Source organism: Hydrogenophaga sp. (assembly GCF_019635465.1).
Taxonomy (GTDB): Bacteria; Pseudomonadota; Gammaproteobacteria; order Burkholderiales; family Burkholderiaceae_C; genus Hydrogenophaga.
In genome coordinates, this window is the sequence record NZ_JAHBZK010000008.1 from 97334 (window position 1) to 121780 (window position 24447).

A 24447-nucleotide genomic window follows, 5' to 3' on the forward strand; every position below is an offset into this window, starting at 1 on the left:
GCGCTCAGGCGGCGGCTTTGGTGGCGGCCTGTTTGATCAGGCGCGACACGGTCTCGGACGGGGTGGCACCCACGCCGGTCCAGTAGGTCAGGCGGTCCTGTGCGATACGCAGGGGCTCTTCGCCGCCCTTGGCCAGGGGGTTGTAGAAGCCGATGCGCTCGATGAAGCGACCATCGCGACGGGCACGCTTGTCGGCCACGACGATGTTGTAGAACGGACGGGCCTTGGCGCCGCCGCGGGCAAGTCGAATGACGACCATGATTTATCCTTCGGGTGGTTGCAGCCGGTCAGATTGAACCGGCCACCGCCGGGCTTTCAACCCGGACATTCCTGCAACGCCTGAGACACACGACTGACCACCCGGCCAGCGAAACGCTGCAAAGCCCGCGATTATAGCCCGGCAGTCGATTCATCCAAGCCCACCGCCCAATATGCCGCTCATCCGACCCAGCCGCGACGAGGATCTCCCCGCAATCACCCGCATCTACGCCCATCACGTGCTGCACGGCACCGGCACCTTCGAAACCACCCCCCCCACCGAGGCAGAGATGGCGCAACGCCGGGCCGACGTGCTGGGCAAACAACTGCCCTGGCTGGTCATCGAGGGCGAGGACGAGGTGGTGCTGGGCTATGCCTATGGCAACTGGTTCAAGCCGCGCCCGGCCTACCGGTTCTCGGTCGAAGACTCGATCTACCTGGCCCCGGAAGCGGGCGGCAAGGGGCTGGGTCGCCTGCTGTTGGCCGAACTGGTCGCGGCGCTGGAGCGCCGCGGCGTGCGAAAGGTGATGGCGGTCATTGGCGATTCGGCGAACGCCGGCTCCATCGGCGTGCACAAGGCGCTGGGCTTCAGCCACGCCGGGGCCATCAAGGCCTGCGGCTGGAAGTTCGGCCGCTGGCTCGACATCGTCTTGATGGAAAAAGCCATCGGCGAGGGCGATACGTCCGCCCCCAAGGAGGATTGAGGGTGCGCCTGAAGAACAAGACGATGGCCGTGTGGCTTGCCCTGGTGGGTGGAGCCTTGGGCCTGCACCGCTTTTACCTGCGTGGCCTGGGTGACTGGATTGGCTGGCTGCACCCGGTACCCACCGCCCTGGGCCTGTACGGCATCGAACGGGTCCGTGCGCTGGGGCAGGACGACCAATTATCCTGGGTGCTTATTCCGTTGCTGGGCGTGAGCATTGCGGCGGCCTGCCTGACTGGCATCGTCTATGCGTTGGCCGACGAAGCGAAATGGAACCGCTGGTTCAATTCACCCGAGGCCTCGGCAACGGCCGCAGGCCGCACCAACTGGTTGACCATCGTTGCCCTGGTGATGCTGCTGCTGGTGGGTACCATTGCCTTCATGGGCAGTCTGGCCTTCGGCATCCAGCGCTACTTCGAGTACCAGGTCGAAGAAGCCAGAAAGATCAGCCAGTAGCGCCGTCGCCAGCTGGACGCCTGCAGGCCGGAGTGGTCAGTTGAGCCACCCCATCACGGCCATCACCAGGCTCAGCGTGAACAAGGCCGCCACCGTCGACAGCCCCATGCTGGCGGTGGTCAGTTCCTGGGCGGTCTGGTAGCGCTGCGCGAACAGGAACACATTGGCGCCGATGGGCAGCGCGGCGGCCACGACGATCACGGTCAATGGCAGACCCTCGATGCCCACCGCCCAGGCGCTCAGCCCGACCACGACCGGCATCAGCAGGTTCTTCACAAAAACGATCTGCACCGCGGCGCGCCAGTGTCCGGCCAGCGGGGTGGCCGCCAGGTTCACACCCACCAGCACCAGCGCAATCGGCCCGAACGCATTCCCCAGCAGTTGCAAGGGCTTGTCGATCACGGTGGGCAACACCCAGCCCGTCTGCGCAAACAGCAGGCCACTGATGATGGGCAGCGGGATGGGGTGGATCAGCGTGCCTTTGACGACCGACGCGAGCGATGCCCACAAGTGCGGAGGCGGTCCACCATCCTCACGAGCCTCGCGTGCCACCACCCCCTCCAGCACGATGGAGCCCGCGCTGAGCAGGATAAGGGCATGCACCGACACCAGCGTCAGCAGGGTGACCAACGCCGCCTTGCCATAGGCCAGTTCGACCAGCGTGATGCCGATCATCACCATGTTGGAGAACACGCCAGCCAAGCCGATCACCACACTGCGCCGGTTGGCGCCACGCCAGGATACCGAAGCAGCGAGCAACACCAAGGCCGCCGGAAAGTAAGCCAGCACGGGCCGCAGATCCAGCGCCTCGACATGCACCGTGCTCATGGTGCGAAACAGCAGCGCCGGAATCAGCACCAGAAACACGAGGTTGGACAAGTCGCGCACTGCGGCGTCGCGAATCCACTGCATGTGACCCGCCAGGTACCCCAGCCCGATCAGCAGAAAGACCGGCGTGAGCGAAACGAAGACGGGGTGGGTGGCGAAGTTCACCGCCGGATGGTATCGCCGGGGCGGCGACGCGTTGGCCGAGGGTCAATGCGCATGGCGCAGGCCACAGAACTTGCCCAGTGCCAGGCCCTTGCAGGTCACCGTGAGCTCGGCATAACACTGCTTCTCGCCCTTGCCGGCCTCAAGGCAGCGCGCCGCCGCCTCGTGTGCCACGGCCATGGCGCGGTGGCGCGCAATGTCTTCCTTGAGTTCGGCGTCGCTGTGCTGCGCCTGGGCCAACCCTACCAGCGAGCAGCTAGCCAGCCATGTCAACAACGGGCGTTTCATCGGGAGGTCCTTTCAATGGTGGTTGATCCTGATTCGTCCCGGCGCGCGCAGTCGGCGCAGCGTCCGTGCAGGTGCAGTTGGACTTGTTCAACGGCATGGCCTTCGCGCGCGAGCGCCAGCAGAAGACCATTGAACGCCGCGTGCACCGCCGCTTCATCGGTGGACACCGGCAGGTCGCGTCGACACACCCGGCAGTGCAGCTGCGGCGAAGCCGATCGCGGAGCGTCGGGCAAGCCGCGCACGCCCTCCGCCACCAGAGTGAAGCGCCATTGGCGCTCATCGTCGGTGTGGCGCGCCAGCACATCCGCCGACACGAAGCGGTCCAACAGGCGGTAGACGGTGACGCGGTCAACGTGGCACCCACGCGCCTTCAACAACGCCGCCACCTGGCTGTGCGTGAGCGCCAGGGTCGGTCTGGCCAGAAAGACGCCCAGCACCGCGCGCGTGGCCAGCGTGCGCCGCAACCCGGCGGCACTGAGCCGCCCCAGCAACTGCGCAATCAGGGCATCGTCCTGCGCAGGGGAGTGGATAGGGAGATGGGCGCGGGTCATGGTGGCCGCCACTTTAACGCAACTTTGTTGCATTAAAGTGGCCACACTTCCCGCCAGGTGACTGCAAGCTCAGGGCACGGTGCCTACACTGGCGCCCTTTGGCCTCAGGGGCTCCCTTGCCTGTCTCACACCTGCTGCTTGCGCTTTCGGTCGTTGCCATCTGGGGCACCAACTTCGTGGTGATCCGCTGGGGATTGGACGGGCTACCACCCTTCTTGTTCGCCACCCTGCGCTTTGCGCTGTCGGCCCTGCCATGGGTGTTGTTCGTGCCTCGCCCGGCGGCTTCGTGGCGGGCCATGGCGGCCTTCGGGGTGTTTCTGGGTGCGGGGCAGTTTGGTCTGCTGTTCTTTGCCATTGACGGCTGGATCTCGCCCGGCCTGGCCTCGCTGGTGGTGCAGGTGCAGGTGTTCTTCACCATCGGCCTGTCGCTGTGGTTGATGCGCGAGCGCGTGTGCGGCTTTCACCTCATCGGGCTGGCCCTGGCCCTGTGCGGTCTGGGCGTGATCGTGGCCAACCTCGATGCCACGGTCACCATCACCGGACTGGCCCTGATCCTCGGTGCGGCCTTCTTCTGGGCGTCGGCCAACCTGGTGGTCAAGTCGGTGGGTCAGGTGAACATGCTGCACTTCATGGTCTGGAGCTGCCTGTTCGCCGTGCCGCCATTGCTGGCGATTTCGCTGGCGGTCGAGGGCCCTGATCGCATCCTGCACGCACTGCAGACAGCCGACGCGACCGCCTGGGCGAGCGTGGCCTGGCAGGTCGTCGGCAATTCGCTGTTCGGCTTTGGCGCCTGGAACTGGCTGCTGTCGCGCCACCCGGCGGCCACCGTCACGCCCATGGCCCTGCTGGTGCCCGTGTTCGGCATGGCGGCGTCGGCCTTCACGCTGGGCGAGGCCATGCCCGCCTGGAAGCTGGGTGCCTGTGCGCTGGTGCTGGGCGGCCTGACGGTGATTGTGTTCTGGCCGCGCTGGCGGCCCGGGCGCTGAGCTGGGGCCAGTTCACACTACTTCGCCAGCCGCGCGAAGGTCTTGCGGAACTTGGCCACCTTGGGTGCCGCCACCGCCATGCAGTAACCCTGGTGCGGGTTGCGCTCGAAGAAGTCCTGGTGGTAGGCCTCGGCGGGCCAGTAGTTGTCCAGTGGAAGCACCTCGGTCACCACGGGGCGGCCGAATGCCTTGTCGGCTTCAAGTTCGGCCAGGATGGCTTTGGCCTCGGCGGCCTGCTCGGGCGTGGTGAAGTAGATGCCGCTGCGGTACTGCGTGCCCACGTCATTGCCCTGCCGGTTGAGTGTGGTCGGGTCGTGCACCACGAAAAAGATCTCGAGAAGTTCACGCGTACTCACCACGGCCGGGTCGTACTCGAGCCGCACCACTTCGTTGTGGCCGGTGGTACCGGTGCAGACCTGCTCGTAGCTAGGCTGCTTGACGTGGCCATTGGCGTAGCCCGATTCGACGTCGGTCACGCCCTGCACTTCCTTGTAGACCGCTTCGGTGCACCAGAAGCAGCCACCACCCAGCACCAGAACCTGCTTGTCGCTCATTGCCATCTCCTTGGGCTTCACGGCGCCCAACTGCGTGTGAGTCGCAGCCGGCGGCCAGACCTTTCAGGTCGCCGATTCTGCGGGTTGCGCAAAGTCCCGCACCGCGTCGAGGAATGCGCGCAAGGCGGCACCCTCGGCGTCGGCCCGCCACAGACAACGGGTTTCGTAGGGCGGCGATTCGCCCTGCAAGGGCACAAAAGCCGCGCCTGGCAAACCCGCCTGCTGCAAGGCCGCAGGCACCATCGACACGCCCAGGCCCTGCGCCACGAGCGACACCACACTCAACCAATGACGCAGTTCGAAGCGCACGTCGGGCTCGAAGCCGTGGTCGGCGCACAGGGCCAGCAAACGGTCGTGGTAGTCGGGCGAGACGGCACGCGCAATCGAAACGAAGGGCTCGCCCGCCAAGGCCGACGGCAGCACACGCCGCTTCGTCGCCAGGGGATGGCCCGCCGGCACGCAGGCCACGAAGGCCTGACGCGAGACCAGCACCTGCGCACAGCCGGGCGGCACCCGCGTGGTGTGCACAAAGCCGGCATCCAGGCGGTTGTGCTGCAACTCGATGAGTTGGTCGCTGGAGCTCATCTCGCGCAACACCAGCTTCAGACGCGGATGGCGCTGCGCAAACGCACGCAGCACCTGCGGTAGCCCCCGGTACAGCACCGTGCCGGCAAAACCGACGCGCAATTGCCCACTGACCCCCTGCGCCACCTCGCGAGCCTCGCGGGCGGCCGCGCCAGCCGCGTCGACCAGCGCCCGCGCGCGCGGCACCAGGGCCTGCCCCGCCGGCGTCAGCGCCACGCCGCGGCTGTTGCGCACGAACAGCGGCGCGCCGACCGAGGCTTCGAGCTGCTGGATCGTCAGCGACAGCGGCGGTTGTGTCATGGACAGGCGCGCCGCGGCGCGCCCGAAGTGCAACTCCTCGGCCAGCACCAGAAAGCAGCGCAGGTGGCGGAACTCCATCAATTCACCATTTGAATCGCCGAATACAGGAGCGATATTAGACAGCTATGGCAACCCGGCGGACAATCGCGCGATTTCCACCGCATCCGGAGACAAGCCATGCTCGCGCCCGTTAAGAACAAAGCCCGCTTCAGCTGGGAAGACCCGTTCCAGCTCGATTCCCAGCTCAGCGACGACGAGCGCGCGGTGCGCGACGCCGCCCACACCTACTGCCAGGAGCGCCTGGCCCCGCGCGTGACCGAGGCCTTCCGTCACGAAAAGACCGACCCGGCCATCTTTCGCGAAATGGGCGAGCTCGGCCTGCTGGGTGTGACCATCCCCGAGCAATACGGCGGTGCCGGCCTCAACTACGTCTGCTACGGCCTGGTGGCGCGCGAGGTCGAGCGCATCGACTCGGGCTACCGCTCGATGATGAGCGTGCAGAGCTCGCTGGTGATGGTGCCGATCAACGAGTTCGGCACCGAAGCGCAGAAGCAGAAATACCTGCCCAAGCTGGCCAGCGGCGAGTGGATCGGCTGCTTTGGCCTGACCGAACCCAATCACGGCTCCGACCCCGGCAGCATGGTCACGCGCGCCAAAAAGGTTGACGGCGGCTACAGCCTGTCCGGCGCCAAGATGTGGATCACCAACAGCCCGATCGCCGACGTGTTCGTGGTCTGGGCCAAGGACGACGAAGGCGCCATCCGCGGCTTCATTCTGGAGAAGGGCTGGAAAGGCCTGTCCGCACCCGCCATCCACAGCAAGGTCGGCCTGCGCGCCTCCATCACCGGCGAAATCGTCATGGACGGCGTGTTCGTGCCGGAGGAAAACGCCTTCCCCGAGGTGCGCGGCCTCAAAGGCCCGTTCACCTGCCTCAACAGCGCACGCTACGGCATCGCCTGGGGCGCGCTGGGCGCGGCCGAAGACTGCTATTTCCGCGCCCGCCAGTACGTGATGGACCGCCAGCAGTTCGGCCGCCCGCTGGCCGCCAACCAGCTGGTGCAGAAAAAGCTGGCCGACATGCTGACCGAGATCAGCCTGGGCCTGCAGGGTTGCCTGCGCCTGGGGCGCATGAAGGACGAAGGCACGGCGGCGGTGGAGGTGACCTCCATCCTCAAGCGCAACAGCTGCGGCAAGGCCCTGGACATTGCGCGCCTGGCGCGCGACATGATGGGCGGCAACGGCATCAGCGACGAGTTCGGCGTGGCGCGTCACTTGGTCAACCTCGAGGTGGTCAACACTTACGAGGGCACGCACGACATCCACGCCCTGATCCTGGGTCGCGCGATCACGGGCATCGCTGCGTTCAACTGATCCGGACGTCTCGCCCTGTCAGAAGCCGGCACGGTTTCTGATAGGTTCGGCGGGTGATCCTCTCGCTCGACTTTCTTGCTCTGCCACTGCTGGCGGGTGCCGCGCTGGTCTTCTTCAGCGTGCTGGCCGGCGTCGTGTCTGCGCGCGCCGGCTTCTCCTTTCTGCTGGTGTTTCTGGTCGTCGGCATGCTGGCCGGCGAAGACGGGCCCGGCGGCTTGCGCTTCGACGACTTCCGGCTGAGTTTCTGGGTCGGCAACGTGGCGCTTGCGGTGATCCTGCTTGATGGCGGGCTGCGCACCGAACTCACCACCTTTCGCACCGGGCTGCGCCCTGCCCTGGTGCTGGCCACACTTGGGGTGCTGGTCAGCGCCGGCATCACCGGCGCCGCAGCGCACTGGCTGCTGCACCTGGACTGGCCCATGGCCTTGCTGGTGGGCGCCATCGTCGGCTCCACCGACGCCGCAGCGGTGTTCTCGCTGCTCAAGTCGTCCGGCGTGAAGCTCAACGAACGCGTGGCCGCCACGCTGGAGATCGAGTCGGGCCTGAACGACCCGATGGCTGTTTTCCTCACGCTCACCTTCATCGGCATCGCCCTGATCTACGGCGCCGGTGGCAATGCACCGGGTGTGTCGGCGCTCGACATCGTGTGGTCGCTGGCCCAGCAATTCGGCTGGGGCACGGCGGCGGGCCTGGGCAGCGGCTGGGGCATGGCCGAGCTGCTCAAACGGCTGGGGCGCGGCGTTGATGGTGGCGGCGGCATCCGCGCGCTGCTCATCGTCTCGGGTGGTCTGGCGGTGTTTGCGGCCACCACCTGGCTGGGCGGTTCGGGCTTTCTGGCCGTCTACGTAATGGGCGTGGTGGCAGGCAACCGCGCACGCCGACTGGTGCGCTCCTCGCTCTCGGCCATGGACGGCTACGCCTGGCTGGCGCAGGCCGGCATGTTCCTGCTGCTCGGTCTGCTGGTCACGCCCAGCGCCATGCTGGGCATGGTGCTGCCCGCGGTGGGCGTGTCGCTGGTACTCATGGTGATCGCCCGCCCGGTCTCGGTGTGGTTGTGCCTCAAGCCATTCCGGTTTGCCAGCAACGAGATTCACTACATCTCGTGGGTGGGCCTGCGCGGGGCCGTGCCCATCGTGCTGGCGGTGTTTCCGGTGATGGCGGCGGTGCCCGGGGCGCAGGCCTACCTCAATGTGGCGCTGGTGGTCGTGCTGACCTCGCTGCTATTGCAGGGTTCGACCATCGCCTGGGCCGCTCACCGCACCGGCGTCGTGCTGCCCGACCTGGACGACACCGAGCAGGCGCGTCTGGTGTTCGGTGACTTCGTGATGGACGCCAAGACACCCCTCGAAGAGCTCTGCGCCTTCTACGGCCTGCCGGTGCCGGCAGAGTCGAACCAGTCGGTCGGTCAGTGGCTGCGTGGCGAGCTGCTGCGCCCACCCGTGGTGGGCGACGCCGCCCAGCTGGGCAAGGCCGAGATCAGCGTGCGCGAGATGGCCGCCGATCGCATCACCCGCGTCGGCATCAAGCTGGGCTGAGTCAGCGCCACCGGCGCGGCTTGCGTCACACCCGGTCATGACTTTCTTTACCTGGGCGACACGCGACGGCCAGAGGGCTCGGGTATATTACTAACCCGTCGGTCATTAACTACCTGCCCATGCCCCGCTCCCAACCCGCCCCGCTTGCCGATCCGGCCTCCGCGCCGGGTGCGCGCCGCGCGCGGCGCAAGGAGGCCCGCCCGGGCGAGCTCATCGACGCCGCCCTGGCCCTGTTCGTGGAAAAGGGTTTCGCCGCCACCCGGGTGGAAGAAGTCGCGGCGCGCGCCGGCGTCTCCAAAGGCACGCTGTTCCTCTACTTTCCGAGCAAGGAAGACCTGTTCAAGGCCGTGGTGCGCGAGACGCTGGCTGGGCGCTTTACCGAGTGGAACGCCGAGTTCGACGTGTTTGAAGGCGACAGCGTGGCGCTGGTGCAGTACGCCATGCGCTCCTGGTGGGAGCGCATCGGCATGACGCCGGCGTCGGGCATCACCAAGCTGGTGATGAGCGAGGCCGGCACCTTTCCCGAGATCGCCAGCTTCTACCAGCAGGAGGTGATCAACCCGGGCCTGGACCTGGTGCGCCGCATCCTGCAGCGTGGTGTGGATCGGGGAGAGTTCCGCCCACTCGACCTCGACCACGCGGTCTACAGCCTGATCGCCCCGATGATCTTTCTGCTGATGTGGAAACACTCGATGGCACCTTGCTGCCCATCGTCGCAACAGCTCGACCCGGTCACCTTCATCGACACCCAGGTCGACCTCATCCTGCACGGCATGCTCAAGCCGTCGACACCCCGCCGCTGAGAACCTCCATGACCGTCTCCCGCACACGTCGTCTCATCTACTGGCTGCTGCCGGTGCTGCTGGTGGTGGCCCTGGGCCTGGGTGTGGTGCGCGCGCTGGGCAAGCGCGCCAACCAGGCCGAACAGGCCAAGACGGCGGCTCAGGCCCTGCAGACCGCGCCGGTCTACGAAATGAGCGAACGCGACATGGTGCGCGTTCGCAAGCTGAGCCTGCAACGTGCCATCCCGGTCTCGGGCTCGATTGAGGCGCTGCAAACCGCAGTCATCAAGGCCCGCGTGGCAGGTGAGGTTCAGGGTCTGCGCAAACGCGAAGGCGACAGCGTTGCCGAAGGCGAAGTCGTGGCGCGCATCGACCCCACCGACGCCCAGGCCCGGGTGCGCCAGGCGGCGCAACAGGCCGAGTCGGCACAGGCGCAGGTGCGCATCGCCCAGCGCAGCCTGAGCAACAACCAGGCACTGGTTCAACAAGGGTTCATCTCGGCCACCGCACTGGAAACGTCACAGGCCAACCTGGCGGCCGCCGAGGCCACACACCGGGCGGCCGTTGCCGCGCTCGACATCGCCCGCAAAGGCCTGGCCGACACCACCTTGCGCGCGCCCATCGCAGGCCAGGTCTCAGCCCGCGCAGTGCAGAACGGCGAGCGCGTCGGCGTGGACGCGCGCGTGCTGGAGATCGTGGACCTGTCGGCCTTCGAGATGGAGGCCGCGCTTAGCCCGGCCGACGCAGCTTCGGTGCAGGTGGGCCAATCGGCGCGGCTGCAGGTGGAAGGCTTGAGCACCCCGCTGCAGGCTACGGTGGCGCGCATCAACCCCAGCGTGCAGGCGGGCAGCCGCAGCGTGCTGGTGTACCTGCATGTGCCGGCACAGACCGGGTTGCGCCAGGGCTTGTTTGCGCGCGGCGACATCGTGGCCGATACCGTCGAGGCCATGGCCGTGCCAGTCTCGGCGGTGCGCAACGACCGCCCGGATGCCTACGTGCAGGTGGTGCGCGACGGTGTGGTGCGCCACGTCACGCTGGTGGCCGCACCCCTCGGCCAGGTGGAGGGTGTGCCCTATCAGGCCGTGCCGATGCTGGCTGAGGGTGACGTGGTGCTCGCGGGCACGGCCGGCGCCATTCGCGACGGCACCCAGGTGAAGCTGCCCGGCGCGACCGCACCCGCCGCCGGCAACTGAGCGGACGACACGCACCATGTGGTTCACCCAGGTCTCGCTGCGCAACCCGGTGTTCGCCACCATGGTGATGCTCGCCTTTGTGGTGCTGGGCGTGTTCTCCTACCAGCGGCTGCAGGTCGATCAGTTCCCCAACATCGACTTTCCGGTGGTGGTGGTCACCACCGCCTACCCGGGCGCGTCACCGGAGATCGTTGAATCCGAGGTGACCAAGAAAGTCGAAGAGGCCGTCAACGCCATCGCCGGCGTCAACACGCTCACCTCGCGCAGCTACGAGGGCAGCTCGGTGGTGATCATCGAGTTCCAGCTCACGGTCGACGGCCGCAAGGCCGCCGACGACGTGCGCGAGCGCATCGGCATCCTTCGACCGCAGTTGCGCGACGAGGTGGAAGAGCCGCGCGTGCTGCGCTTCGACCCGGCCAGCCGCGCCATCTGGTCGGTCGCGGTGGTGCCCAAGGCGGTCGACGGCAAGGCGCCCTCGGCTGTCGAGCTCACCACCTGGGCGGAGCAGGTGCTCAAGAAGCGGCTGGAGAACGTGCGTGGCGTGGGTGCGGTCAACCTGGTGGGCGGCACCAGTCGCGCCATCAACATCGAACTCGACCCGGTGGCCATGCAGGCCCTGGGCGTCACCACCGACCAGGTCAACGCCGCCGTGCGCAGTGAAAACCAGGACCTGCCGGTGGGCACGCTCAAGACCCGCGATGCCGAGCGCGTGGTGCAGGTGCTCTCGCGCCTGACCAACCCGCGCGACTTCGGCAACATCATCGTGGCGCGACGCAACGGCACGCCGGTGCGGCTGAGCCAGGTGGCCCGGGTGAGCGACGGCACCGAAGAGGTGGAAAGCCTGGCGCTCTACAACGGCCAGCGCACCCTGCTGCTGCAGGTGCAGAAATCGCAGGACGAAAACACCATCGCGGTGGTCGACGGCCTCAACGCCGCGATCCAGGCGGTGCAGGCCGAATTGCCGGCCGGCGTCACGCTCGAGCCCATCGCCGACGGCTCGCGCCCGATCCGCGTGTCGGTGCAGAACGTGCGGCAGACGCTGATCGAGGGCGCCATCCTCACGGTGCTGATCGTCTTCCTGTTCCTGAACTCATGGCGCTCGACCGTCATCACCGGCCTGACGCTGCCGATTGCCGTCATCGGCACCTTCTTCGTGATGAACCTGCTGGGCTTCACCATCAACATGATCACGCTGATGGCGCTCACGCTCTCGGTCGGTCTGTTGATCGACGACGCCATCGTGGTGCGCGAGAACATCGTGCGTCACGTGCAGATGGGCAAGAAGCCCTTCCAGGCCGCCATGGACGGCACGCAGGAGATCGGTCTGGCGGTGCTGGCCACCACACTGTCCATCGTGGCGGTGTTCCTGCCCATCGGGTTCATGGGCGGCATCATCGGCAAGTTCTTCCACCAGTTCGGCATCACCATGGTGGCGGCGGTGCTGATCTCCATGTTCGTGAGCTTCACGCTCGACCCGATGCTGTCCTCGGTCTGGCACGACCCGGCCATCGACGCGCACGGCAAGCCGCCGGGCAACAGCTTCTACGACCGCACCATCGGCCGCCTGTTGCACTGGTTCGACCGCTTCCAGGAGGATTTGTCCGATGGCTATCAGGCGGCGCTGCGCTGGTCGCTGCGTCATCGCCTGGCCACGCTGGCCCTGGCGGTGGGGGTGTTCATCGCCAGCATCGCCATGCTGCCCCTGCTGGGCAGCGAGTTCGTGCCCAAGGCCGACTACTCCGAGACCTCGGTGAGCTTCAACACGCCGGTGGGCTCGTCCATCCAGGCCACCGAAGCCAAGGCCCGCGAGGTCGAGGCCATCCTGCGCGAGTTCCCCGAGGTTCGCTACACGCTCACCACCATCAACACCGGCAACGCACAAGGGCCGATGTATGCCAGCGTCTACGTGCGACTGGTCGACCGCAAGGAGCGCACGCGCAATGCCGATGCCATGTCGGCCGTGCTGCGCGAGCGGCTGCGCAGCGTGCCCGGCATCACCGTCACACACGTCGGCCTGCTCGACGCAGTGGGGGGCAACAAGCAGATCGAGTTCTCGCTGCAGGGCGACGACCTCGGCGAACTGGAACGCATCAGCCGGCTGGTGACCGAGAAATTGCGCCCGATCGTTGGCCTCGTCGACCTGGACGCCAGCGTCAAGCCCGACAAGCCCACGGTGGACGTGGTGCTCAACCGCGATCTCGCCTCCGACCTCGGCCTCAGCACCAGCGGCGTCGGCAACAGCCTGCGCACCCTGGTGGCCGGCACCACCGTGGGCAACTGGCGCGCACAGAACGGCGAAACCTACGACGTGATCGTGCGCTTGTCGCCCGAGGCCCGGCAGCGCACCACCGACCTGGCGCAGGTCCCCTTGCTGGTGGGCACCGCCAGTGACGGCACCGCGCGCACGGTGGCGCTGTCGCAGGTCGCGCAGATCGTCGACACCACCGGCCCCAACCAGATCAACCGACGCAACCTCAACCGCGAGGTCTCGTTCAATGCCAACGTGTTCGGCCGCTCGGCCGGCGACGTGACCGCCGACATGCGCCGCGAGCTCGACAGCATCGCCCTGCCCCCCGGCTACCGATACGAGTTCGGTGGCTCGACCAAGAACATGCAGGAGTCGTTTGCCTATGCGCTGTCGGCGCTGGCGCTGGCCATCGTGTTCATCTACATGATCCTGGCCAGCCAGTTCCAGAGTTTCCTGCAACCGCTCTCGCTCATGACTTCGCTGCCGCTGACCCTCATCGGCGTGGTGCTGGCGCTGATGATGTTCGGTTCGACCATGAGCATGTTCTCGGTGATCGGCATCGTGCTGCTGATGGGCCTGGTCACCAAGAACGCCATCTTGCTGGTGGACTTCGCCATCCGCGCCCGCGAGGGCAAGGCCGGCGGCCCGCCGCTGCCGCGCGACGAAGCCCTGCTGCTGGCCGCCAAGGTGCGTTTGCGCCCCATCCTGATGACCACGCTGGCCATGGTCTTCGGCATGGTGCCGCTGGCCTTCGCCCTGTCTGAAGGTTCCGAGCAGCGTGCCCCCATGGGCCAGGCCGTGATCGGCGGCGTCATCACTTCCTCGCTACTGACGCTGGTGGTGGTGCCGGTGGTGTACGGCTACCTCGACGACCTCACCAACTGGCTGCGCCGTCTGGTCGGCCTGCCCCCTGCCATTGCCGCCCCTGACGAGGCGACCTCCTAAAATTTCCCGGTTTTGCCGAACCCCGACTGGAGAACCCCATGACCCCCGCGATGAGCCTGGACCAAGCGCGTTTCAACATGATCGAGCAACAGATCCGACCCTGGGAGGTGCTCGACGCCCGTGTGCTCGACTTGCTGTCGCGCGTGCGGCGCGAAGACTTTGTGCCCGCCGCGCAGCGCGCGCTGGCATTTGCTGACCTCGAACTGCCCCTGACCCACCCGGCGCAAGACGGTGTCTGCATGCTGGCACCCAGGGTGCAGGCCCGCCTGGTGCAGGACCTCGCCCTCAAGCCGACCGACAAGGTGCTCGAGATCGGCACCGGCAGCGGCTACACCGCGGCGCTGATGGCCAGCCTCGCGCAGCGCGTGGTGTCGATCGAAATCGACGCGGCCATTGCACAAGGCGCCCGCGACAACCTGCAGCGTGCCGGCATCACCAACGTCGACGTACGCACGGCCGACGCCGCCGCCAGCGACTTTGCCACCTGCAAGGCGGATGCGCCGTTCGACGCCATCGTGCTTGGCGGCTCAGTGGCCGAGGTGCCGTCTGCCCTGCTGGCGCTGCTGGCGCCGGGCGGCCGCCTGGCGGCCATCACCGGCGACGAACCCATGATGCGCGCCACCTTCATCACCCACGCGGGCACCGGCCACTTCGTGACCGCACAACCCTGGGACACGGTGGCGGCGCGCCTGCAGCACTTCCCGGCGCCCTCGCGCTTCCGCTTCTGAGCCCCCGCCATGCACGCGATCACACCCGCCCATCTGGACGACTGGCTGCGCCAGCACACTGTCCCCGGCCGCCCGGCGCCCATCGTGCTCGATGTGCGCGAGCCGGCCGAACTGCAAACGGCCTGCGTCAGCGCCGACGGCTTCGAGCTGCGCCACATGCCGATGCGCAGCGTGCCCGCGCGCCTGCACGAGCTCGAGCGCGACCACCCCATCGCCTGCCTGTGCCACCACGGTGGTCGCAGCGCGCAGGTCACGCAATTCCTGCTGAACCAAGGCTTCACGCAGGTAGTCAACATCCACGGCGGCATCGACGCCTGGGCGCTGCAGCGCGACCCGTCGATCCCCCGCTACTGATCCACTCCCCTTCCATCCCTCCCTGCCAAGGAACCGCCCATGCCTGCCCAGCTTCTCCGACCCTTTGCTCGACTGAGCCCGCTGATGCTGGCCGCCAGCCTGGCCCTGGGCGGTGCATCGGCGGCGCAGGCACAGAGCCTGTCGCAACTCTTCGACGCGGCGCGCGGGTTCGACGCCACCTACCTGGCCGCGCGCTCGCAGTACGACGCCAACCTGGCACAGGCCGCCCAAGCGCGCGCTGGCCTGCTGCCCGAGGTCGGCCTGGGCGCCGGCGCCAACTGGACGCGCCGCGACAGCAGCGTCAGCCAGCTTGACGGCACCAGCAACAGCCAGAACGTGACGTTGTCGGCCAGCCAGCCGCTGTACCGCCCCGCCAACAAGCTCGCCTACGACCAGGCGCAGCGCTCCATCGACATCGCCCAGGCGCAGCTGACCCAGGCCGAACAGGACCTGATCCTGCGCACCTCGCAGGCCTACTTCGATGTGCTCGCCGCACAGGACACCCTCACCTTCGTGCAGGCGCAAAAGAAGGCGGTGGCCGAGCAACTGGCCGCCGCCAAACGCAACTTCGAGGTGGGCACGGCCACCGTCACCGACGCACGCGAAGCGCAGGCCAGCTATGACCTCGTCATCGCCCAGGAGCTGGCGGCCGAGAACGATCTGCGCGTCAAGAAGCTCACGCTCGACCAGCTCGTGGGCCGCAGCAGCGTGGTGCCGCAGCCGCTGGCCACGCCGGTCAACCTGCCCCCGCTGCAACCGGCCGAACCCCAGGCCTGGCTGGACCGCGCCGGCGCCAATCACCCCTCAGTGCTGCAGGCCCAGCGCAACCTTGAGATCGCACAGCTGGAAACCCAGCGCGCCGAAGCAGGCCACAAGCCCACCCTGGATCTTGTCGGTCAATACCAGGTCAGCCGTTCGCCGTCGAGCACGCAAGGCATTTCGGGCAATGTGCGCACCAACAACGCCACGGTGGGCCTGCAGTTCAACCTGCCGCTGTTCGCTGGCTATGCCATCCAGAACCGGGTGAAGCAAACACTGGCGCTGGAAGAGAAGGCCCGCGTCGATCTGGAGTCGGCCCGCCGCGGCGTCGACCTTGCCACGCGCAGCGCCTTCCTCGGCGTGGTCTCTGGCCAGAGCCAGGTCAAGGCACTGGAAGCCGCCGAAGCCTCCAGCCAGAGCGCCCTCGAAGCCAACCAGCTGGGCTACCAGGTCGGCGTGCGCATCAACATCGACGTGCTCAACGCGCAGAGCCAGCTCTACCAGACCAAGCGCGACCTCGCACAGGCCCGCTACAACGTGCTGCTGGGCACCCTGCGCCTCAAGCAGGCCAGCGGCGAACTCACGCCCTCCGATCTGCAACCGATCGACGCGCTGCTGACCCGCTGATGCCCCTTCGCGGCGGGAGTGGCCTGCGCGCGCTCTCCACCGGTCGACAGGTCCCCCATTGCGCTGAAGCACAATGCCGGCTCTTGTCGACCCACGCCCCCGAGCCTCCAATCAATGACCCTTGGTGATGGCCTTCACCGCGCAGCGCAATGGGCGCTGGTGATCGTTTTCCTGGCATTCCCCCTGTCGCTGGCCGTGGCCAACCTGGCGCTGGTACTGACCCTGGCACTGTGGCTGGCCTCGTTGGTGAGCCCCGTTGCCCGGGCGCAATGCCTGGCGGCCCTGCGCAATCCGATGGCAGCACCCGCTCTGGCGCTGTTTGGCTGGGTGTTGCTGGCCACGGCCTGGTCGCCCGTGCCCGCCACAGGCGCGCTCGCCATGGCCCTCAAGTACCTCAAGCTGGGCCTGGTGCCCATGTTCCTGGCGCTGCTGCAAACGCCCTGGGTGCGCCGGCGTTGTTGGCAGGCGTTCGGGCTGGCGTTGATGTTCACACTGGTGGTCACCTGGTTGAACGTGTGGTTCGACTTTTCGTGGACGCGCACGCACAACCAGGGGTTCGGCGTCGACCACACAGTGGTCAAGGACTACATCTCGCAGGGCGTGATGATGTGCGTCTTCGCCTCGATGTGCGCGTTTGTCGCCGTCACTCATGTGCGGCGCCGCGTCCGTATCGCGGCGTTGGTCGTCTGGCTGCTGGCCAGCGTCAGCGTGCTGGCGCTGCTGCAGGGTCGCACGGGTTACCTGGCGTGGGCGGTATCGACGGCCGCGTTTCTGATCAGCCTCGGACTGGCGCGCTCACTGGGTCGCGGCCTGCTGGCCGCAGTGGGCGTGGCGGCCCTGTTCGCCCTGGTGGTAACGGCGTCGCCGCTGCTGCAGGAACGCGCCACAACCGCGTTGAGCGAGGCCAACACCGCAGACGGAACCACCATCACCTCGATCGGCGCCCGACTGTCCATGGCCAGGCTGGTGCTGGAACTGGCCCCGGACGCGCTCTGGTTGGGCCATGGGACCGGCGCGTACCCGGTACAAGCCGAGAAGGTCTTCACCGACAAGGATTTTTGCGACGTGGCGTGCCCGCACCCGCACAACCAGTTCCTGTTCTTCCTGTTCGATCAGGGCCTGGTCGGGCTGGTGCTCTTTCTGTGGTTCATTGCCGCGATGGCGAGGTCATCGTGGCGCGCGTCGCCCCAACGCCGTGCCCTGGGGCTGGCGTTCACCGGCACCCTGTGCGCGGCATGCGTGTCGCACAGTTCGCTGTGGCTGTCCACCGAAAGCCACTGCCTGATCCTGATGGGCGCGCTGGTGATGGCCTCGCTCGGGCCACAGCGCGCAAGACCCGGGTCCGCCGTCATCGCCGCCTAGTGTTCTGTCCCGCAAATAACGGGCATTTCGCTGCGCCGAATCGGGGCGCAGGCTAGGCGTGGGCGCAGGTCAAGCCTGGGCGGCTTGACCTGTGGCCGCAACGACGCATGCGCCCCGATTCGACGCAGCCCGGAGGGTTCGGCGCCTGCGGGGCTCTCGCCGGGCGCCCATAGGGGATCAAGACGTCCAGTCTTGACCCCCTTTGAGCACCCACCGATAGCTCCCGCATCCATCGAACGAAATGCCAGTTATTTGCGGGACAGAACACTAGCGCCGCGCAAGCACCTGCCCCGCGCCCAGGCGGTCGTAGCGCAAGGCCGCGTAGCGGAAGAAGCACTCCAGCGCGATGAAAAAGCAAAACAGAAAGCCTTCGGCACCGCACAGGAAGCCGCGGCGGAAGATGTAAAGCCGCACGAAGATGGCAAACGCGGAGGCCATGCCCCGCAGCACGCCACCCCGTTTGCCTTGTTCGGCGCGCTTGGAGGCACCGAGCTGCACATACTGCGCAAGCTTGAGCAGGCTGTCATAGACCGTCTCGCGGGAGTAGTGCAGCAGCCGGTTGCGAAACCGGTGGCAAGGCACCTGCGCACGGCGCAGCACGCCGTCTTCGTGCACCACGCCAGCAAAGTGGCTCAGGTTGTCGGCGCGAAACAGGCGTCGAATGCCACCGGTGGACTTCATCAAGGTCAGCGCCCGGCCATAGGCCACCTGGTTCCACTGCACCTCCCACACCGCGTCTTCGCCTGACTGCACGGCACGCGAGATCTCGTCGGCCAGTTCAGGGGGAACGATTTCGTCGGCGTCGAGAAAGAACACGTAGTCGCAGCGCACGTGTTCGAGCAGCCGGTTGCGCTGCACCGCGAAGCCCTGCCAGTCGGCGTTGAGATGCACCTCGGCGCCCGCCTCGGCCGCCACCTCGCGCGTGCCGTCGGTGCTGCCGCTGTCAAAGACGATGATCTGGTCAGCAAACCTTGCCGACGCAATGCACGCCGCAATGCGGCGCGACTCGTTGACCGCCAGAATGCCCACACACAGGGTGGGCCGCGTTTCAGGAACGGGGTTCATACGGTCTCCATTGCGCCAGGCCCATCCAGCGGCCGGCCATTCGCGCCAGCAGGCGCGGCGACCAGGCAATGGCACGCAGTGGCAAGGCCAGCGAGGTGGTCAGCAACACACGCCAGCGCTGGCTGCGCGCCAGGGCAAGCGATCGGTGCTTGACGGTGTAGGTGAGTTTGGACTGCGCGTGGTGATAGCCACGCAGGTACTCGCTGCGCCAAGGGGTGTTGCCCTTCACCGAGCCCCGGGAGCGGTGGATCGCTTGCACGGCCGGCCACACGATCATCGGTCGCTGGTTCTGGAACAACCGCAGACAAAGGTCGTCGTCCTCGTAGTAGAGAAAGAAGCGCTCGTCGAAGAAACCCAGGTCACTGAAGCGCTCCATACGAAACAGCATGGCCGCACCCACCACGAAGCCGACACAGGCCGGCGCGTCGGCGCCCGGCCCCCTGGACGCCCACACCGTGCCCGGCCAGCGGTAGTTCGCTTCGGGTTGGCCCGAGGCGGCGCACAACTGCGGCGCGACGATGGCAGCGTCCGGCATGTCGTCGGCCACACGCACCAGTTCGCGCAGGCCATCGGGGGTAACTTCGCAGTCGGGGTTGAGCAAGAAGGCGTAGGGCGTCTTCACCTGCGCCAGCGCACGGTTGTTGGCGGCGCCAAAGCCGAGGTTGCGGCCATGCTCGAGCACCTGCGCCTGCGGCCAGCGCGAGCGAACCTGCCCGGGCGTACCGTCGCTGCTGCCGTTGTCGGACACCACGATGTGCGGGCAATGCGCCAGCAACGCGTGCAGCGCATCCAGGCAGTGGGCGCTGTGGAAGGTCACCAGCACCACGGTGACGCGATCAAGCGGATCGGGCATCGACATGTTCAGTGCGCGCTCGCGCCCACCACCGCGTCCGGCTTGGCCTGCTTGAGCAACGCCAGCATGGCGGCCTCGATGCGATGCAGGGCCTCGGGCGTGTGGCCTTCAAATCGCAACACCAGCACCGGCGTGGTGTTGGAGGCGCGAATCAAGCCGAAGCCATCGGGCCAGTCCACCCGCACGCCGTCGATGGTCGAGACCTTGGCGGGTGCGTCGAATCGGGCCAGTTCCACCAAGGTCTTCACCACAGCGTGCGGCTCGCCCTCGGCACAGCTCACGTTGAGTTCGGGCGTGCTGTGACTTGTGGGCAGCGCGTTGAGCACCGCGTTGGCGTCTGGGTGGCGACTGAGGATCTCCAGCAGACGCGCGCCGGCGTAAGTGCCGTCGTCGAAGCCGAACCAGCGCTCCTTGAAGAAGATGTGGCCGCTCATTTCACCGCCCAGAGGGCTGTCGAGCTCCTTCATGCGCGCCTTGATCAGCGAGTGACCCGTCTTGTAAATGTGCGGCACACCACCGGCAGCCTCGATGGCCGGGCCCAGGCGCTGCGAGCATTTCACGTCGTACAGGATGGCACCGCCGGGCACGCGCGAGAGCACGTCCTGCGCGAACAGCACCATCTGGCGGTCGGGGAAGATGTTCTGGCCGTCCTTGGTGACGATGCCCAGCCGGTCGCCATCGCCGTCAAATGCCAGTCCCAGTTCGGCGTCGGTGCTGGCCAGGGTGCGGATGAGGTCGCGCAGGTTCTCGGGCTTGCTGGGGTCGGGGTGGTGGTTGGGGAAATTGCCGTCGACTTCGCTGAACAGCTCGATCACCTCGCAGCCCAGCGCGCGAAACAGCGCGGGCGCCGAAGCCCCCGCCACACCATTGCCGCAATCCACGACGATCTTCATCGGTCGCGATAGGGTCACATCGCCGAGGATACGGTCGCGGTACGGGCCGGTTACGTTGACGTGGCGCACGCGCCCCCCCTCGGCACGCTCGCCGCCGTCGCGCTCGATCAGCTGGCGCAAGGCCTGGATGTCGTCGCCGTAGATGGCACGTCCCGCCATCACCATCTTGAAACCGTTGTAGTCCTTGGGGTTGTGGCTGCCGGTGACCTGGATGCCGCTGCTGCACAGCGTGGCAGCGGCGAAATACAGCATGGGCGTGGTCACCATGCCGACGTCGATCACGTCCATGCCCGCCGCCACCAGGCCCCGGATCAGCGCGGCCGACAGCGCCGGACCGCTCAGTCGCCCATCGCGCCCCACCGCCACGCTGCGCTCACCTTGCTGGCGCGCCACCGTGCCGAAGGCCAGGCCCAGCGCCTCGGCCACACGCTCATCGAGGGTGTTGGGCACCACGCCGCGGACGTCATAGGCCTTGAAGATGGAGGCGGACACTTGCATGCAGGAACTCCTGTTGGCTGGCAAAGCGGGCATTGTAGAAAGGGCCCGACATCCGGCCACGGGGATGATGTCCGGAAATGGCGAGTCGGGCCGTCCGATCGGACCTACCATGCCGCCCATGGACAGCGCACCCACGCCCACCCCGCTCGACGACGACGCCCGCTACCTTGCGCTGTGCACCCGCGACGCGCGCTTTGACGGCCGCTTTTTCACCGGGGTCACCTCCACCGGCATCTACTGTCGCCCGGTTTGCGCGGTGCGCACCCCCAGGCGCGCCAATTGCCGCTTCTTCGACCACGCCGCGCAGGCCGAGCGCGCGGGTTTCCGACCCTGCATGCGCTGCCGCCCGGAGCTGGCCCCCCTGTCGCGCACCTGGTCAAGCCAGGACGCGGCGGAATTGCTGGTGCAGCACGCCAGCCGATTGCTCGACGACCCGGCGCACTGGCTGGGCGAGGACGGACCTGCGATGCAACGCCTGGCGGCCCGGCTGGGGGTGAGCGACCGCCATCTGCGCCGCGTGTTTGAAGCCCGACTCGGCGTCTCTCCCTTGCAAGTGCTGCACACCCGCCGCCTGCTGGCGGCCAAGCAGTTGCTCACCGACACCCGCCTGCCCATCACGGCGGTCGCGCAGGCCGCCGGCTTTGCCAGCCTGCGCCGCTTCAATGCGGCACTGCGCGAGCGCTACGGTCTCAGCCCGATGGCCCTTCGTCGCGGCGGCGAGCTACCGGCGAACGGCCGCGCCATTGCCCTGGGTTGGCGCCCACCACTGGATGCGCCGGCCCTGCTCCGCTTTCTGGCCGATCGCCTGCTGCCCGGCGTCGACGCGATCGACATCACCGCCTTGCGCTACTGGCGCACCCTGAGGCTGAACGTGGGCGGCACCGAACACCACGGCTGGTTCGGCCTGCAGTTCGAGCCCGCACGCCAACGCGTCTGGCTGCACGCCAGCGACAGCCTGCTGCCGGCACTGCCCGCGCTGATCTGGCGCGTGCGGGCGCTGTGCGATCTGGACGCCGACCCGCAAGCCATCGACGCGGTGCTGGGTGCGCACTTTCCCGGTGGCACGGCCTTGCGCGTTCCCGGCGCGGTCGACGGATTCGAGCTGGCGGTGCGTGCGGTGCTGGGCCAGCAGGTGACGGTGGCCGCGGCACGCACCCTGGCTGGCCGTCTGGTGACGCGCTTTGGCGAGCTCATCGACACGCCCGACCCCACGCTGAACCGCATGTTTCCCACGCCACAGAGCCTGGCGGGCGCCGATCCGGATGCGCTGGGCAGTCTGGGCATCGTGCGCCAGCGCCAATCCGCCATCCGGGCCTTGGCCGAGGCCGTGGCCAGCGGCGTGCTCGATCTGGGTCCGCACGCCGATCCGGTGGCCACCACCGCCGCACTGCAGGCCTTGCCCGGCATTGGCGCCTGGACCGCGCAGTACATCGCCATGCGGGCCCTGCGCTGGCCCGACGCCTGGCCGGCGGGCGACATCGCGCTGCACAACGCGCTCCAGCTCAGTGGCAGCCCGCGCGAACGCGAGCGTGCCTGCGAGGCTCTGGCACAACCCTGGCGCCCCTGGCGCAGCTACGCCGTGCTGCGCACCTGGGCGGGCTTCTACCAGCCCACCCCCCACCACCTGTGAGATCGACATGCCTTTGCCCAAACACCTGGTGCGCTCGCGCATCGACACCCCGCTCGGCCCCATGACCGCTGCCGCCAGCCCGCTCGGTCTGGTGGGTCTGTGGTTCGACGACCAGCGTCATGGCCCTGCCGCCGAGCTCGTTGAGGGCTGGTCACTCGCCCCCGATCACCCCGTGCTCGTCCGCACGCGGGAGCAGTTGGCGGCGTACTTCGACGAAGCCAGCGGCGCGTTCGATCTGCCGTTGGACCTGTCGCATGGCACGCCCTTCCAGCGTTCGGTGTGGCAGGCCCTGCTGGCACTGCCCTATGGCGCCACCTGCTCGTACGGTGCCGTCGCCGAACGCTTGCAGGCTCCGCAAGCGGTGCGCGCCGTCGCGGCGGCCATCGGCCGAAACCCGATCGGCATCGTTGTGCCCTGCCACCGGGTGCTCGGCGCCAACGGCGCGCTCACCGGCTATGCTGGCGGGCTTCACCGAAAGGCCGCGCTGCTGCAACTCGAGGCGCGCGCGCACTGACCATGCCCCCCTCACTCCTGCTCGAATTCTTTGCCCTGGCTGCGCTCTGGGGCGCGTCCTTCCTGTTCATGCGCCTGGGCGCGGCCGAGTTCGGCCCGGTGCCCACTGCCGGTCTGCGCGTCGGCCTGGCCGCCCTGTGCCTTCTGCCGCTGCTGCTGCGCCCGCGCGTGCGCGCCGACTTTCGCGCGCGTTGGGGTCGCATCCTGTTTGTGGGCCTGCTCAACTCGGGCATCCCGTTCCTGCTGTTCGGCTTTGCGGTGCTGCACATCGCTACCGGGCAGACATCCATCCTCAATGCCACCGTGCCACTCACCGGCGCCCTGGTGGCTTGGTTGTGGCTCAAGGACAAACCCGGCGGCTCGCGCGTGCTCGGCCTGGTGATCGGCTTCGTCGGCGTGGCACTGCTGGTGCTGGGCAAGGCCGGCGTTAGCGCCCAGGGCATGGTGGGCAGCGGGGCCAACGCGGCTTCGCTGCTGGCCATGGGCGCGTGTCTGCTGGCGACGTTGTGCTACGGCATTGCGGCCAGCTTTACCAAGCGCTACCTCAGCGGTGTGGATCCCCTGGCCTCCGCCACCGGCAGCCAGATCGGCGCCACCCTGGGTCTGGCCTTGCCCATGTGGTGGCTCTGGCCCGAGCACCCGGTGAGTGCAGGCGCCTGGGGCGCCATCGCCGCGGTCGCCGTGCTGTGCACCGCCATCGCCTACATCCTGTATTTCCACCTGATCGAGCGCGCAGGGCCGGCACGCGCCCTGACCGTGACCTTCCTGATCCCGGTGTTCGCGCTGGGCTATGGCGCGGTGTTTCTGGGCGAGACCATCAGCGCGTGGATGGTGCTGTGCGGGCTCGTGATCATCAGTGGGACCGCCCTGTCCACGGGGCTGGTGAAACTGCCGTTTCTGGAGCGGCGGCACGCCTGAGTGCACCCACGGCGCCACCAGCAGGCATGAAAAAACCGCCGGACCTTGCGGCTTCGGCGGTTTCTGGTATCTGGCGGAGTGGACGGGGCTCGAACCCGCGACCCCCGGCGTGACAGGCCGGTATTCTAACCAACTGAACTACCACTCCTGGCAGGCGGCTTTCGTTCTTGCGAACCAAGTGCCACGACTTGTGCCTACTTGCCTTGCGGCTTGTTTGGCGACCCTACGGGGATTCGAACCCCGGTACTCACCGTGAAAGGGTGATGTCCTAGGCCTCTAGACGATAGGGTCATAACCTGGACGGAAGCCTCGCATTGTATCAGCGGCAGAAGCTTGATTTCTGCCGTCGCCACCATGCGCGACTTCGAATCTGTGGTGGAGGTAAGCGGGATCGAACCGCTGACCTCTTGCATGCCATGCAAGCGCTCTCCCAGCTGAGCTATACCCCCACAGGGTTCACTGCCTACCCCGTTGACCTGAATCACCGGTGCGTCGCAGCGAG

General features: G+C 67.4%; 24 protein-coding genes and 3 tRNA genes. 15 read left to right on the forward strand and 12 right to left on the reverse strand.

From position 1 onward, the window contains the following. Positions 1–4 precede the first annotated feature (4 nt). Positions 5–259: a 30S ribosomal protein S16 gene (gene rpsP, locus KF871_RS09040; RefSeq protein WP_291140999.1), complete on the reverse strand. Its 255-nt coding sequence runs from the start codon at positions 257–259 to the stop codon at positions 5–7. 172 nt (positions 260–431) lie between these two features. On the opposite strand from rpsP, the gene KF871_RS09045 reads away from it, so the two are divergent. Together KF871_RS09045 and KF871_RS09050 are read left to right on the forward strand one after the other, a co-directional pair. After that, positions 432–962, forward strand: coding sequence for a GNAT family N-acetyltransferase (locus KF871_RS09045; protein WP_291141001.1), 531 nt, complete (start codon positions 432–434; stop codon positions 960–962). An 8-nt stretch (positions 963–970) separates the two neighbouring features. Next, complete coding sequence (locus tag KF871_RS09050) at positions 971–1417, forward strand: NINE protein (protein ID WP_291141280.1); 447 nt, start codon at positions 971–973, stop codon at positions 1415–1417. Between the two features lie 36 nt (positions 1418–1453). Here the strand turns inward: KF871_RS09050 and KF871_RS09055 are convergent, their stop codons facing one another. From KF871_RS09055 to KF871_RS09065, 3 genes are read right to left on the reverse strand one after another with little or no spacing between them, the layout of a single operon-like run. Next, complete coding sequence (locus tag KF871_RS09055; RefSeq protein WP_291141004.1) at positions 1454–2410, reverse strand: AEC family transporter; 957 nt, start codon at positions 2408–2410, stop codon at positions 1454–1456. Between the two features lie 42 nt (positions 2411–2452). Then, the gene (locus tag KF871_RS09060) at positions 2453–2695 is read right to left on the reverse strand and encodes a hypothetical protein (protein ID WP_291141007.1); all 243 of its coding nucleotides are present in this window, start codon (positions 2693–2695) and stop codon (positions 2453–2455) included. Next, positions 2692–3246 (reverse strand): Fur family transcriptional regulator, encoded by a 555-nt coding sequence (locus KF871_RS09065; RefSeq protein WP_291141010.1) that lies wholly within the window; start codon positions 3244–3246, stop codon positions 2692–2694. Before KF871_RS09065 ends, KF871_RS09060 begins: the two co-directional genes overlap by 4 nt. Positions 3247–3362: 116 nt before the next feature. Between KF871_RS09065 and KF871_RS09070 the strand changes: the two genes are divergently transcribed. Beyond that, positions 3363–4232, forward strand: a complete 870-nt coding sequence (locus KF871_RS09070; RefSeq protein ID WP_291141013.1) for an EamA family transporter — start codon at positions 3363–3365, stop codon at positions 4230–4232. 17 nt (positions 4233–4249) lie between these two features. Here KF871_RS09070 and msrA read toward each other — a convergent pair whose 3' ends face one another. Beyond that, positions 4250–4786, reverse strand: a complete 537-nt coding sequence (gene msrA / locus KF871_RS09075; protein WP_291141016.1) for a peptide-methionine (S)-S-oxide reductase MsrA — start codon at positions 4784–4786, stop codon at positions 4250–4252. A 63-nt stretch (positions 4787–4849) separates the two neighbouring features. Further along, complete coding sequence (locus KF871_RS09080) at positions 4850–5749, reverse strand: LysR family transcriptional regulator (protein ID WP_291141019.1); 900 nt, start codon at positions 5747–5749, stop codon at positions 4850–4852. A 99-nt stretch (positions 5750–5848) separates the two neighbouring features. On the opposite strand from KF871_RS09080, the gene KF871_RS09085 reads away from it, so the two are divergent. The 9 genes from KF871_RS09085 to KF871_RS09125 all read left to right on the forward strand — a co-directional run bounded on the left by KF871_RS09085 (position 5849) and on the right by KF871_RS09125 (position 17575). After that, the gene (locus KF871_RS09085; RefSeq protein WP_291141022.1) at positions 5849–7042 is read left to right on the forward strand and encodes an acyl-CoA dehydrogenase; all 1194 of its coding nucleotides are present in this window, start codon (positions 5849–5851) and stop codon (positions 7040–7042) included. 53 nt (positions 7043–7095) lie between these two features. Then, on the forward strand, positions 7096–8577 hold the full coding sequence (locus KF871_RS09090) for a potassium/proton antiporter (RefSeq protein WP_291141025.1): 1482 nt from the start codon (positions 7096–7098) through the stop codon (positions 8575–8577). Positions 8578–8696: 119 nt separating this feature from the next. Further along, positions 8697–9380: a TetR/AcrR family transcriptional regulator gene (locus tag KF871_RS09095; RefSeq protein WP_291141027.1), complete on the forward strand. Its 684-nt coding sequence runs from the start codon at positions 8697–8699 to the stop codon at positions 9378–9380. Between the two features lie 8 nt (positions 9381–9388). Further along, entirely contained in the window at positions 9389–10552 is a 1164-nt protein-coding gene (locus KF871_RS09100) for an efflux RND transporter periplasmic adaptor subunit (RefSeq protein WP_291141030.1), read from the forward strand. 16 nt (positions 10553–10568) lie between these two features. Beyond that, positions 10569–13745, forward strand: a complete 3177-nt coding sequence (locus KF871_RS09105; protein WP_291141033.1) for an efflux RND transporter permease subunit — start codon at positions 10569–10571, stop codon at positions 13743–13745. A 38-nt stretch (positions 13746–13783) separates the two neighbouring features. Then, on the forward strand, positions 13784–14473 hold the full coding sequence (locus KF871_RS09110; RefSeq protein ID WP_291141036.1) for a protein-L-isoaspartate O-methyltransferase: 690 nt from the start codon (positions 13784–13786) through the stop codon (positions 14471–14473). A 9-nt stretch (positions 14474–14482) separates the two neighbouring features. Next, positions 14483–14827 (forward strand): rhodanese-like domain-containing protein, encoded by a 345-nt coding sequence (locus KF871_RS09115; protein WP_291141039.1) that lies wholly within the window; start codon positions 14483–14485, stop codon positions 14825–14827. Positions 14828–14866: 39 nt separating this feature from the next. Then, positions 14867–16213 (forward strand): TolC family outer membrane protein, encoded by a 1347-nt coding sequence (locus KF871_RS09120; RefSeq protein ID WP_291141042.1) that lies wholly within the window; start codon positions 14867–14869, stop codon positions 16211–16213. Between the two features lie 114 nt (positions 16214–16327). Further along, entirely contained in the window at positions 16328–17575 is a 1248-nt protein-coding gene (locus KF871_RS09125) for an O-antigen ligase family protein (RefSeq protein WP_291141045.1), read from the forward strand. A gap of 267 nt (positions 17576–17842) precedes the next feature. Here the strand turns inward: KF871_RS09125 and KF871_RS09130 are convergent, their stop codons facing one another. From KF871_RS09130 to KF871_RS09140, 3 genes are read right to left on the reverse strand one after another with little or no spacing between them, the layout of a single operon-like run. Beyond that, positions 17843–18640 carry a glycosyltransferase family 2 protein gene (locus KF871_RS09130; RefSeq protein ID WP_291141048.1) on the reverse strand — a complete coding sequence of 266 codons (798 nt, stop codon included), beginning with the start codon at positions 18638–18640 and terminating at the stop codon, positions 17843–17845. Next, a complete protein-coding gene (locus KF871_RS09135) occupies positions 18624–19493 on the reverse strand; it encodes a glycosyltransferase family 2 protein (protein WP_291141051.1) in 870 nt (289 codons plus the stop codon). The genes KF871_RS09130 and KF871_RS09135 overlap by 17 nt, the downstream gene beginning before the upstream one ends. Before the next feature lie 8 nt (positions 19494–19501). After that, the gene (locus tag KF871_RS09140; protein ID WP_291141054.1) at positions 19502–20884 is read right to left on the reverse strand and encodes a phosphomannomutase/phosphoglucomutase; all 1383 of its coding nucleotides are present in this window, start codon (positions 20882–20884) and stop codon (positions 19502–19504) included. A gap of 118 nt (positions 20885–21002) precedes the next feature. On the opposite strand from KF871_RS09140, the gene KF871_RS09145 reads away from it, so the two are divergent. From KF871_RS09145 to KF871_RS09155, 3 genes are read left to right on the forward strand one after another with little or no spacing between them, the layout of a single operon-like run. Then, a complete protein-coding gene (locus KF871_RS09145; RefSeq protein WP_291141055.1) occupies positions 21003–22514 on the forward strand; it encodes an Ada metal-binding domain-containing protein in 1512 nt (503 codons plus the stop codon). Positions 22515–22521: 7 nt separating this feature from the next. Then, positions 22522–23028 (forward strand): methylated-DNA--[protein]-cysteine S-methyltransferase, encoded by a 507-nt coding sequence (locus KF871_RS09150; protein ID WP_291141058.1) that lies wholly within the window; start codon positions 22522–22524, stop codon positions 23026–23028. A 2-nt stretch (positions 23029–23030) separates the two neighbouring features. Beyond that, positions 23031–23945 (forward strand): DMT family transporter, encoded by a 915-nt coding sequence (locus KF871_RS09155; RefSeq protein ID WP_291141060.1) that lies wholly within the window; start codon positions 23031–23033, stop codon positions 23943–23945. 71 nt (positions 23946–24016) lie between these two features. On the opposite strand, the gene KF871_RS09160 is transcribed toward KF871_RS09155, so the two are convergent. The 3 genes from KF871_RS09160 to KF871_RS09170 form a co-directional block, all read right to left on the reverse strand. Beyond that, positions 24017–24093: transfer RNA gene (locus KF871_RS09160), tRNA-Asp, on the reverse strand. Between the two features lie 67 nt (positions 24094–24160). Beyond that, positions 24161–24236, reverse strand: a tRNA-Glu gene (locus KF871_RS09165). An 82-nt stretch (positions 24237–24318) separates the two neighbouring features. Further along, positions 24319–24394, reverse strand: a tRNA-Ala gene (locus tag KF871_RS09170). Positions 24395–24447: the final 53 nt, after the last annotated feature.